Source organism: Marinobacter sp. L-80 (genome assembly GCF_056859395.1).
Window position 1 is genome coordinate 59,942 of record NZ_JBSXOI010000045.1, and the last position, 9,377, is coordinate 69,318.

Consider the following 9,377-nt stretch of genomic DNA (forward strand, 5'->3'; position numbering starts at 1 on the left):
CGTTCCGCCAGCCCCAGGGGCGCAAGCGCCCTTTGTTGTGCACTGAGGTAGTGGCGTAGCCACGGCTGCGCCGGTTATAGAACTTGGTTCATACACCTCGCATGGTGTCTGTGCTGCTGTATAATAGGCACTGGTTAGGACAAACATTCACAGTGAGAGGTAAATCAATGGGATCCATGATCAAACTTCCTGCCCTTGAAGCATTCCAGTCAGCTGCTGCCTACGAGTTGGTGGGAATCTCTGGAGTAATGACCAAGAAAGACGTCGACATTCTCTATCCGGACACTGAGCGTCAGGCCTATCGATTCAGATGGAAGGCCGCCGACGACGAGCACGAGGTTTATCTCGGGCTGAATAACTTCATGACCGCCGATATCGGCGAAGACGGGACGATCTCCATTGCAGACGACCAAGGCACGCCCATGTCCCTGAAACTTTATTCTGCCGCTTGCCCTGCCCCAATTTCACGGGAAGTTGCTCACCGCAGTCCCGCTGTTAGGATCTATGTGGACCTTGAAAGCCAGAGCATGCTGGTCGGTGATGACTACAAAGTTAGCAACGAGATCCGAGATTTTGTTAAGCGCTTTGGCACCATCAGCGAGGTTCGATTCAACATCGACAAAGATTTTGAGATTCCTGACGTATCCACTCCCGAGTACAGATCTAAATTGCTGGCGGAGAACTACATCCCGGAAGCCTGCAACCGGTTTTCCTTTTCAATCAGCCGGAATTACAGTCGGAATACTGCGGTGATGGAGTGCCATTTCACCAAGGAATACCAAGTGGAATTCCTTCGTCTGTTTACGCAATCATTCTGCGGCCAGCTGGGTACTATGGCTGATACTGAAGATTTCAATTTCGAGCGAGCCGTTAATGGATTGCTGAATATGGTTGATTCGATCAAAGATTCGTTTGGAGATGATATTCCATTTTAGGGCAATGGGTTACGCCACTTTAAAACCCCGCTGCATGCGGGTTTTTTTGTGTCTGGCGTTCCGCCAGCCAGGGGCGCAAGCGCCCCTTTGATGTGCACTGAGGCCGGTTGGCTACGCCACGGCTGCGCCGTGAAATATGGCTCAATACACCTTGCATGGTGTCTAATACCTGGTACAATGGTTTTCAGGTTAGGCAAACACGTAAGGCAGGAGCTCAGGCATGCACGTTCTTTTCAGGAATGCCCCAGTTGGCGCCATCTTTAACGGCATGGCGTTTCGAGAGGGCGGCCCTTTCGTGAAGCTGAACGAAACCGAATACCGGCGTTATTGCGTCACGGACCGTGCCGTTCTGCGTGCCCAACCTCATGAACTGGATTTCACTGTTTCGTACAGCAAGGTTTGCTGGCGGACAGCAGAGAAATACCAACTAATGAATAAAGAGGCAGGTGAAAAATGAGCGGTATTGTTCTTCCAGATCCCAAAGGCATCGAAACCTATTCGGCGGTTGCCATGAGCACCGGACACCTGGCGCCGGCAGATTTTAAGCTGCTGGATCGCATGGTAGACACCCAGGAATCCACTCGCATCCTGAAGCGTCCATACGGCTACTTCATAAAGCTGGCGGGTGATGCTCACAGAGTTGAGCATGATCTGATTCACCAGGCCAGTGACGCGCTAAACCGGATTATTGTCTGGGCCAAGGCGGCGGGCTTCTCATTGATCGAGTTCGACAGTGACGCCGGCTACATTGATGGATTCACCGTTTTTGAAGAAGCTTGAGGAGATCGAAATGAGCGAGGTTACACCGGAAAACAAGATCCAAGAGGTTGCCGAGAGATACGCGAGGATCCTTGAGGAGAACTATGTCGGCGGCGATCTGGCAAGACCCGCATCCTTCGAATTCTGGCTGGATGGGCTACCTGAACGCTTGAGTGTGCCAGGCAACTACTATGCTGCATGGTGTGCCAACCTTCACGGAGCGTTGAACCTGGACTGGGGTTGGGGCTTCTTCGAGGTTGTTGACACCATCCAAAGCCGAGGCGGGTACTTTGTCGAGCACAACGAGCTCAATTATCTCGGTGAGACGTTCACGTACCTGAACTGGACTTTCGGCACGACAACTCCGGACGTTCCGGAACACACCCAGGAATCGACGTTGCACCAGTTGCTGACTCAAGAGCTGTTATCGGAAGTTTGGTGTGGAGTGACTCTCCCCGAGGGCAGCTACCAGTTTTCGAAAGAAGAATTCATTACGGAGTATTCCGATAAAGCGGCACCGTACATCGACAAGCTGATTGCCCTGATCGAGGGCAAATAGCACAACCGTTTCGGCCGGGGCGGATCCTGCCGCCTACCTACCTACTTTCGCCCCGGCCACCCTATCCTACTCTGACCGCGCATGCGGGCTTTTTTGTGCCTGGCGTTCCGCCAGCCGGGGCCTGCGGCCCTTTTGTGTGCACTCAGGCCGGTTGGCTACGCCACGGCTGCGCCGCGGTAAATTAACCCTGCATACACCTTGCAGAGTGTATCTGATCCGCTATAATGGTTTCCAGGTTAGGCAAACAACTCAGGCAGGAGAATCCCCAATGAATAACGCAGCCCAGTCACTCGATACTTCTCCCGATCTGCGCGTAGGCTGTCGCATCCACTGCATCCTGTACGGTGGCAAAAACGGCACAATCACCTCCGTAGAGGGCACCCCGGGACTGGGTAACAGCCGCCGCATTCATGGCGTTGCGAATCTTGTCACCGGCCCAGAGGCCTATGTCACCATTGTTTGGGACAATGGCGGCGTGAGCGTTCGTGTTCCTGAATGCATCTGTACCGGTGTCCAGTGGCGTTTCTTGGATGAACCGGACTGGGATCAGGAGCAGATTAACGATGCTCTCGTATTCGCTCAGGAAAAGGATCGCGAGGCCAAGGAAGCTAAAGCTGCCGCAGAGAGAGACTTCGTGGCCAAGGTTCAGGATCTGCGCAATTCTGAAGAATACGCCGATCTTGAACAAAGTTGTCGTGAGGGCCGGACTGACAAGACCAAACTGGCCGCAAAGAACATCCGCAAAGTGCTGAAAAAGGCGCATCCCGGCGTTAAATTCTCGGTTCGAAAAGAAAGCTATAGCTCGCTGTGGATTACCTGGCCGCGTACGGATGAGAGCGAATCCCTGAGCCAGCAGAGCATTCTTGAATTGGTCGGTAAATTTGAAACCGGCTATTACGACACCCAGCAAGACCTTAGCCGGGACTCTGAATCCCCGTTCAATATTGTGTTTGGTGGCGTGAACCACATCACCGCTCAAGTTCGGTTCGACTAGCCCAAGCAACTATCAAGCATCCTGAGCCCGCTTCTGCGGGTTTTTTTGTGTCTGGCGTTCCGCCAGCCCAGGGCCTGAGGCCCTTTTGGTGTGCACTGAGGCCGGTTGGCTACGCCACGGCTGCGCCGCGGGAATACCGCATCGAATACACCTCGCATGGTGTACGCAGTCTGGTAAAATGGGTTTCAGGTTAGGCAAACACAGACAGGCAAAAGGAGATCTAAACCCATGGGCTCAGCATTCGAATCCCGGGAATTCAAGGCATGCGACGAGCAAACGCTTAAAGGATTGGTTCGGGGCGAAATCGATCAGGCCGGCTACGAATCTGGACATAGTTATTCCGGTGACTGGGGCGACAAGCACGGATTCATCGTGAAGCCGGTTGTGGTAACCGACCTGGATGAAGCCTTTGAATGGATCGACAAGCACTTCCCTGACAAGGACGACCCCCTTGTTGCGATTAAGATGCTCGGCGAAATCCGCGATCGCAAAACTAAATCCATTGAGAATCGCAGGCTCAAAATTCTTGAGCGGATGAATAACCACCGGCTGAAACTTGGACAGGGCAACCCCATGTGGGGCAATAAACTGCCTGAAGGCGCGAAAGATTACGGTGAGGCACACCAGATGGCCCGTGAGGCTGACATTCTGCGACAGATCATACAGCGCGTAGCTACCGAAAAAGCTCAGTTTAAAACCTGCCAATCCTGTCAGAGCAAGATCAACAAACAGTATCTCACCAGGCACCAGTGCCCCGTGTGTGGTGATGAGGAGATCTTGCTTACCAACACGGATAAAAAGCGCATCGAAGGGATTAAGGCAGAATAGCCGAGTGCCAGAGCCAAATTGATGCGCTGGATAAGGAACTGAAGAAGCACATCAAAGACCAAAAAGACAAAATGCTCAAGGAAGGCAAGTGGTTCTGGTATGTTGGCGGATGGTGCAGGGACTAAACTAACCGCTGATACAGAATCCTGAAAGCCAGGGGCTCACGCCCCTGTTGGCTTCAACTGATCGGATACACAGGCATTAACTCGAAAGCCGCTCTTCTGAGATAGCCGATCGCCTCTCTCTTCTGATTCCGGCAATGCCAGGCTCTGAGCAGCAACTCAGTCACCCGCACCCCTTTCCGCGTTACCCACAACATCAGCACCACTGTCGGTGCCTGCCCAAAGATGCAAGCCAGCAATATCAGCCAGAAAAGCACCTGAGCGATTACGGCCAAGCCGTTTGCAATGTCCCACGCAGTAATACTTAAAATCAGTTCATTCATAATTCTTCTCCGTATTGTTTGAATTGTTTTTGGAGGAAACTTTGTCCTCAGTAATATTTATCCTCAGTCGCCAAAAACCCTTCGATTTCTGTCGAAAAAGCCCTGATTAATCAGACAATTTCGCCCGCGACTTCCTTTATTTATAAAACTCGGAGTTCAAACGGAGACGTTCTGGAGGAAGGCAAAGACCTGGGCGCGGAGCGCCCTTTGGTGTGCACTGAGGCCGGTTGGCTACGCCACGGCTGTCGCCGCGGAAAATTAACCCATATACACCTTGTACGGTGTATAGATTCTGGTAAAATGGTTTTCAGGTTAGGTCATCAAGGCAGGAGAAGAACGATGGGCATCAGCGTAATGGTCAACGGCTGGCACGAGTGCGACGAGATCGCGTTTAACGCGCCGGACGTCCGCATGTCGGCGTCCAGCATGGCGCAGGTACTGCGTGCAGCAGGGTTTGAGGACAAAGACCCCCAAGGCGATGGTATTCCCGCCGATCGCATCGGGGACGCCCTTGAGCGCCTGAAAGCGCTGGAGGTCAGCCTCGCCGGCAACGAGGCAATGGAGCTCCTGCGGCGCCGTACCGTGAACGTGTGGAGCGTTCTGGCGTTCGCCCAATCCCGCAATCGCGGCGCCTATTGGGCGTAACCCAAGGACCCAGCATGTTTGACGTCCCCAACATCATCGGCCTGATCGCCCTCACCATGACGGTGGTGGCGCTCACGCGCCGGTCCAACCAAGGACTTCTGGCGGTGCTCGGACTGTCTGTCCTGCTCTGGGCGGTCCACTACGGGCTGCTCGGCTCCGTATCCGGCTTCATGGTCCATCTGGTCGCGGCTGTCAGCCTGTTCGCTGCTCACTGGATGCAGAACGCCAGTGCGGCCGCCAGAGGCTTCACAGGCGCGGCTTTCTCCATCGCCGGTGTCAGTTGCTGCTGGTACTTCGGAACCGGCTGGGCAGACGTGCTGGCGGCCGTAGGCTGCGTGATCATCACCATGACGCAGTTCCTCGGCAGGGGTAACACCTTGCGGGTCGGCTTTATGACCGGTGAAACCGTGTTCTTCGGATTTGCTTTGGCTGTCGGCAGTGTTCCCGGCATGGCGGTTACTTCCGGCAACTTCATTGCGGGGCTGATCGGCCTGATTCGACGTCATCGCGCCCCAGTGGAGGCGTTGGTCACGGACTGAGCGTCCGTTCCCCAGGGCCTGACGGCCCTTCTTGTGTGCACTGAGGCCGGTTGGCTACGCCACGGCTGCCGCCGTGAATTGTCGTCATTATACACCTTGCATGGTGTACTGGCAGTGGTAAAATGGTTCTCAGGTTAGGACAACACGAGGCAGAACCATGCAACCTTCCGATATTGCGATCATTTCTGAGAACATCGCCGCACCGATCCCCTTGACCGACCGGTTCGGCGAGTACATTCCACGCAAAACCTTCAAGGACAGCTGGAGCTTTAACGGCGCTGCGTCCCAGAGCTACGAAAACCTCCGGGGCCACTACGACCAGGGCGAGATGGATGCCGAGGGCAATTCGCTCTATGCCGGCTTTAGTGTCGGTGACCCGCGCAATCATTTGCACCGGGAAATCAGCTTTGTGGCCGTCTACAACGGCAAACTCGGCATCCTGAGTGAAGTCGAGCTGAACGCCCACTACAATGGCGCTGCCGGCAAAACCGGAGAAAACGATCTGTCGGATTCCCAGTTTGTGGAAATGGCCGCAACGCTTCAGGCGCGTCTGGCTGACCTGTCAGCCCGCTACCCACAAACGGATTTTTTCATCACCCACGGCAACAAGGTGACCCTTGATGGCCGGATTGTGGTCAATGCCTTTACTCCCCTGCTGGATGGTGAGTTGCCCGGCGGACTCCGACTGACTCCCGAGTACAAAATGGTGATGATCTCGCCCTACTTCGTTTCGGGTGAAGGCGCGGATATCACTTCCTGCCGTACGCTCTACCGGATTGCGGTAGACCTTGAAGAATTGGTTTCAGACATGGCCGCTGACACAGAGGAGACGGCAGCATGAAAGCACACCAGAAAGCTGTAATTGATGAACTTCGCAAGGAAGGCTACGCCGTTGCAATCTTCTACCCCTTCGAAGTCGGCAATGCTTCAACCCGAGATCTGGAGGATGTGTTGGTACGGGAAGGCAATGAAGCCCTCGAAATTCTGAAAACCGGAGAATTGTCATGAGCGATCGCGTTATTCTTCACTTCGACGCCGAGGAACACTCAGAAACTGACGCGGAGTTTCACACCATTACCATCGCAGTAGATGAGCCAATGGTCAGAATGCTCGAGCGGTACCAGGCATTCTCCCAGACCGAGGGCGTTACTATTTCAAAGGTGACCCAAGCTATCGTTGATGATGAGGAGGAAACCATCTCCCTCGAGTGCTTGCGTGACGGCGGATTCTCAATTGAGGCGACTCAGCGAGTAAAAAACATGTGGCCGGTCGATGTCATTTCCTCCGGTGCTATTACCTGCGAGCAGGTGATTACAGCCTACTACGTGGCTCACCGCATGGAACTCAGTGAAGGCTTCATCCCCCGGGAGGGAGACAATATCTACCTGTTCAAGACGGAAGACCTGACGGAAGAATTCCGAGAGCAGATTGACGAGGTTTTTCACGAAGAACGGGACGGAGACGATTTCCTCAACAGCCAGGCCGGAATCGTGATCCGGAATTTTGCCAGGGAATAAAGGCGATGTCGTTTTTTGGGAAACCTCTTAGTGCATTAGATTGGAATGGCGGCGCGTGTGACTTGCTTGCTGTCGCCATCAATCGCGTGACCGGCCTGCCCATGCAGGCCCTTATTGAAACTGCGGAGAAAGACGGTAGTCGGTCGTTGGTACATGCGTTTTGCCTGATCGACTCAGAGACGATGGTCGACGCGGTTGGATTTGCTCCGGTAATGGTCGCTGAGGATGCAGGTGGCACCTTCTATCCTGGTGAGAACTCTTTCTTCTCTGTTATTCCTGTAACCGAGCAGGATCTATTGGAGATGCGAAACCACGAGTGCGATTACGACTGGGAAATAGAGCACTCGGGGGTTAGCGAGTTTCTCAACACAGAAATCTTACCGTCACTAAAAGGGAAAACAGCACCAGAATCCTGGCAACACATTCAACAGCACTGATTCGAAACAGGTGAACGAGTAAGCAGATGGCCGTCATTAAGCGCAATCCAGAGAAAGGCGCTCCCAGTGAACCGAAGGAGCCGCGGGCCCCTACCCTGCACGATGAGCTGGTGGAGCGGGCCTGCCGATGGCTCAAGGGTTCCTGCGGCTGCAGTGTGGCCGTTGGCGAACTGCGGGCATTCACGGGCTCCGGTGAAACACCGGACGCCCTGGGCTGGCGGTCGGAATATTCCATTCTGGTCGAGTGCAAGACTTCCCGGGCTGACTTCCTGGCGGATCGGAAAAAGCCCTTCCGTCTGAACCCGGCAATGGGGGTGGGTACATACCGGTTTTACCTGTGCCCGCCGGGCGTCATTGAGCCTGACGACTTGCCGGAAGGTTGGGGCCTGCTCTACGTGGAGAAAAACCGGATCCGACGAGTGGCCGGGCCCACGGGCAATGTCTGGAGTCACGGCGACAACCGACGATTCATTCACTCCCGCAACCAGGAGGCCGAGATTGCCATGCTGGTGAGCACACTCAGGCGCATTTCCTGACTGAAATCAGCTAAATACACCTTGAATGGTGTACTTCCTGTGGTAAAATGGTTTTCAGGTTAGGCAATCAAAACGCAGGAGAAACCCAGTGAGTGAACAGACTTTTTTCCAGTTCAAACAAACCCGCGAGCGCATCACCTTCCGGGATATCATCAAGACCGGAGATGAAGTGGCAGCTTCCTACCTCAACATCAGTGCCGCCGATCTTCTCAGTGATGATCCCGCGGTGAAGGCGGAAGTCAAAGAAGGACTTGATCGAAAGGCCTTCGGTTACCGGTTCGGCGACTCCGAAGAGTTCAACAAGTTCATCGAGATCGAGGCAGACGGCAGTTATTACCTGATCCTTGGCAACACAGAGTATGTTGGTTCAACTTCAGAGGAGCTGGAAAAGCTGGAACAGGAACTTTTTGAGTGGGGAGAGGGGTAATGGCCAGCAGGAAAAAATGGTACGTGAGGTTCATTGCCGGCAATCCTGAGATCTTTTCGGATGTTAAAACCGAGCCCAGGAGCCCGATGATGCGTAGCGAAGCGTTGGAGGCCATAGGCCATATCGACAACAACGGCTGGCGCGGATGGGTCGAGGATGAATCCGGCAATCGGATCTATGAAACGGCCACCGAAAAACGGTACACCAGCTGATTGATTCTCTCGCAGCAAGCCACAACCCGCCTCGAGCGGGTTTTTTGTGCCTGGCCGTTGGCCAGCCGGGGCGCGGGGCGCCCTTTTGTGTGCACTGAGGCCGGTTGGCTACGCCACGGCTGCGCCGCGAAAAATAAAACCTGTATACACCTTGCACGGTGTCCGCTCTTTGCTAAAATGATTCTCAGGTTAGGCAAACAAAGACAGGCAGGAGAATCATCATGGAACAGCAATTCGTATCAGCTGCAAAGTCTCTCAGCTTCATGGCTGAGGAAATGGGCAAGCGCACCCGCGAGATCGAGATCACCCGGATGTACGCCCAGTACGTTGCGGGCAGCAACGTGGAAGTAAACGTCGATCGGGCTTTCTCTACCGTTCATATCGCCGATCTGGCCGAGCTGAGCCTTGATGTGCTGCTGGAAGGCCACGACGCGGACGAGTTCATTGAAGCCGCTGATGAGCTGTACGAGCGCCTTGGTGAAATCTCCATGGAAGAGGCTTATCAGGCCACCGCCCACCCCTATCTCGACCTGATGGTGTAATC

The 9,377-nt window shown here is 54.2% G+C and carries 17 protein-coding genes; 16 read left to right on the forward strand and 1 reads right to left on the reverse strand.

The window, feature by feature from the left end; all coding sequences use genetic code 11:
• The first annotated feature begins 167 nt into the window (after positions 1-167).
• The 6 genes from AC13E3_RS04055 (at position 168) to AC13E3_RS04080 (ending at position 4,075) form a co-directional block, all read left to right on the forward strand.
• Entirely contained in the window at positions 168-935 is a 768-nt protein-coding gene (locus AC13E3_RS04055; RefSeq protein ID WP_136631125.1) for a hypothetical protein, read from the forward strand.
• Positions 936-1,155: 220 nt separating this feature from the next.
• On the forward strand, positions 1,156-1,392 hold the full coding sequence (locus AC13E3_RS04060; RefSeq protein WP_136631126.1) for a hypothetical protein: 237 nt from the start codon (positions 1,156-1,158) through the stop codon (positions 1,390-1,392).
• Positions 1,389-1,715, forward strand: a complete 327-nt coding sequence (locus tag AC13E3_RS04065; protein ID WP_136631127.1) for a DUF5983 family protein — start codon at positions 1,389-1,391, stop codon at positions 1,713-1,715. The genes AC13E3_RS04060 and AC13E3_RS04065 overlap by 4 nt, the downstream gene beginning before the upstream one ends.
• Positions 1,716-1,725: 10 nt before the next feature.
• Positions 1,726-2,253: a hypothetical protein gene (locus AC13E3_RS04070; RefSeq protein ID WP_136631128.1), complete on the forward strand. Its 528-nt coding sequence runs from the start codon at positions 1,726-1,728 to the stop codon at positions 2,251-2,253.
• A gap of 268 nt (positions 2,254-2,521) precedes the next feature.
• Complete coding sequence (locus AC13E3_RS04075) at positions 2,522-3,247, forward strand: LPD29 domain-containing protein (protein ID WP_136631129.1); 726 nt, start codon at positions 2,522-2,524, stop codon at positions 3,245-3,247.
• A 228-nt stretch (positions 3,248-3,475) separates the two neighbouring features.
• On the forward strand, positions 3,476-4,075 hold the full coding sequence (locus tag AC13E3_RS04080; RefSeq protein WP_136631130.1) for a hypothetical protein: 600 nt from the start codon (positions 3,476-3,478) through the stop codon (positions 4,073-4,075).
• Between the two features lie 178 nt (positions 4,076-4,253).
• Here the strand turns inward: AC13E3_RS04080 and AC13E3_RS04085 are convergent, their stop codons facing one another.
• Positions 4,254-4,520, reverse strand: a complete 267-nt coding sequence (locus AC13E3_RS04085; RefSeq protein ID WP_136631131.1) for a hypothetical protein — start codon at positions 4,518-4,520, stop codon at positions 4,254-4,256.
• A gap of 339 nt (positions 4,521-4,859) precedes the next feature.
• Between AC13E3_RS04085 and AC13E3_RS04090 the strand changes: the two genes are divergently transcribed.
• The 10 genes from AC13E3_RS04090 (at position 4,860) to AC13E3_RS04135 (ending at position 9,375) form a co-directional block, all read left to right on the forward strand.
• Positions 4,860-5,165, forward strand: coding sequence for a hypothetical protein (locus tag AC13E3_RS04090; protein WP_136631132.1), 306 nt, complete (start codon positions 4,860-4,862; stop codon positions 5,163-5,165).
• 14 nt (positions 5,166-5,179) lie between these two features.
• Positions 5,180-5,704: a YgjV family protein gene (locus AC13E3_RS04095; protein WP_136631133.1), complete on the forward strand. Its 525-nt coding sequence runs from the start codon at positions 5,180-5,182 to the stop codon at positions 5,702-5,704.
• Between the two features lie 157 nt (positions 5,705-5,861).
• Positions 5,862-6,545 (forward strand): hypothetical protein, encoded by a 684-nt coding sequence (locus AC13E3_RS04100; protein WP_136631134.1) that lies wholly within the window; start codon positions 5,862-5,864, stop codon positions 6,543-6,545.
• Entirely contained in the window at positions 6,542-6,712 is a 171-nt protein-coding gene (locus tag AC13E3_RS04105; protein WP_153637329.1) for a hypothetical protein, read from the forward strand. The genes AC13E3_RS04100 and AC13E3_RS04105 overlap by 4 nt, the downstream gene beginning before the upstream one ends.
• The gene (locus tag AC13E3_RS04110) at positions 6,709-7,221 is read left to right on the forward strand and encodes a hypothetical protein (RefSeq protein ID WP_136631135.1); all 513 of its coding nucleotides are present in this window, start codon (positions 6,709-6,711) and stop codon (positions 7,219-7,221) included. The genes AC13E3_RS04105 and AC13E3_RS04110 overlap by 4 nt, the downstream gene beginning before the upstream one ends.
• A gap of 5 nt (positions 7,222-7,226) precedes the next feature.
• Positions 7,227-7,658, forward strand: coding sequence for a hypothetical protein (locus AC13E3_RS04115; protein WP_136631136.1), 432 nt, complete (start codon positions 7,227-7,229; stop codon positions 7,656-7,658).
• 26 nt (positions 7,659-7,684) lie between these two features.
• A complete protein-coding gene (locus AC13E3_RS04120) occupies positions 7,685-8,194 on the forward strand; it encodes a hypothetical protein (RefSeq protein ID WP_227549498.1) in 510 nt (169 codons plus the stop codon).
• An 88-nt stretch (positions 8,195-8,282) separates the two neighbouring features.
• Entirely contained in the window at positions 8,283-8,621 is a 339-nt protein-coding gene (locus AC13E3_RS04125; protein ID WP_136631137.1) for a hypothetical protein, read from the forward strand.
• Positions 8,621-8,833, forward strand: coding sequence for a hypothetical protein (locus tag AC13E3_RS04130; RefSeq protein WP_136631138.1), 213 nt, complete (start codon positions 8,621-8,623; stop codon positions 8,831-8,833). The genes AC13E3_RS04125 and AC13E3_RS04130 overlap by 1 nt, the downstream gene beginning before the upstream one ends.
• 221 nt (positions 8,834-9,054) lie before the next feature.
• Positions 9,055-9,375 carry a hypothetical protein gene (locus tag AC13E3_RS04135; protein WP_136631139.1) on the forward strand — a complete coding sequence of 107 codons (321 nt, stop codon included), beginning with the start codon at positions 9,055-9,057 and terminating at the stop codon, positions 9,373-9,375.
• Positions 9,376-9,377 lie beyond the last annotated feature (2 nt).

What these genes read in the sequence shown, in the direction of transcription:
- AC13E3_RS04055 (WP_136631125.1), top strand. Translation starts at nt 168, where the DNA reads ATGGGATCCATGATCAAACTTCCTGCCCTTGAAGCATTCCAGTCAGCT.
- AC13E3_RS04060 (WP_136631126.1), top strand. Translation starts at nt 1,156, where the DNA reads ATGCACGTTCTTTTCAGGAATGCCCCAGTTGGCGCCATCTTTAACGGC.
- AC13E3_RS04065 (WP_136631127.1), top strand. Translation starts at nt 1,389, where the DNA reads ATGAGCGGTATTGTTCTTCCAGATCCCAAAGGCATCGAAACCTATTCG.
- AC13E3_RS04070 (WP_136631128.1), top strand. Translation starts at nt 1,726, where the DNA reads ATGAGCGAGGTTACACCGGAAAACAAGATCCAAGAGGTTGCCGAGAGA.
- AC13E3_RS04075 (WP_136631129.1), top strand. Translation starts at nt 2,522, where the DNA reads ATGAATAACGCAGCCCAGTCACTCGATACTTCTCCCGATCTGCGCGTA.
- AC13E3_RS04080 (WP_136631130.1), top strand. Translation starts at nt 3,476, where the DNA reads ATGGGCTCAGCATTCGAATCCCGGGAATTCAAGGCATGCGACGAGCAA.
- AC13E3_RS04085 (WP_136631131.1), bottom strand. Translation starts at nt 4,520, where the DNA reads ATGAATGAACTGATTTTAAGTATTACTGCGTGGGACATTGCAAACGGC.
- AC13E3_RS04090 (WP_136631132.1), top strand. Translation starts at nt 4,860, where the DNA reads ATGGGCATCAGCGTAATGGTCAACGGCTGGCACGAGTGCGACGAGATC.
- AC13E3_RS04095 (WP_136631133.1), top strand. Translation starts at nt 5,180, where the DNA reads ATGTTTGACGTCCCCAACATCATCGGCCTGATCGCCCTCACCATGACG.
- AC13E3_RS04100 (WP_136631134.1), top strand. Translation starts at nt 5,862, where the DNA reads ATGCAACCTTCCGATATTGCGATCATTTCTGAGAACATCGCCGCACCG.
- AC13E3_RS04105 (WP_153637329.1), top strand. Translation starts at nt 6,542, where the DNA reads ATGAAAGCACACCAGAAAGCTGTAATTGATGAACTTCGCAAGGAAGGC.
- AC13E3_RS04110 (WP_136631135.1), top strand. Translation starts at nt 6,709, where the DNA reads ATGAGCGATCGCGTTATTCTTCACTTCGACGCCGAGGAACACTCAGAA.
- AC13E3_RS04115 (WP_136631136.1), top strand. Translation starts at nt 7,227, where the DNA reads ATGTCGTTTTTTGGGAAACCTCTTAGTGCATTAGATTGGAATGGCGGC.
- AC13E3_RS04120 (WP_227549498.1), top strand. Translation starts at nt 7,685, where the DNA reads ATGGCCGTCATTAAGCGCAATCCAGAGAAAGGCGCTCCCAGTGAACCG.
- AC13E3_RS04130 (WP_136631138.1), top strand. Translation starts at nt 8,621, where the DNA reads ATGGCCAGCAGGAAAAAATGGTACGTGAGGTTCATTGCCGGCAATCCT.
- AC13E3_RS04135 (WP_136631139.1), top strand. Translation starts at nt 9,055, where the DNA reads ATGGAACAGCAATTCGTATCAGCTGCAAAGTCTCTCAGCTTCATGGCT.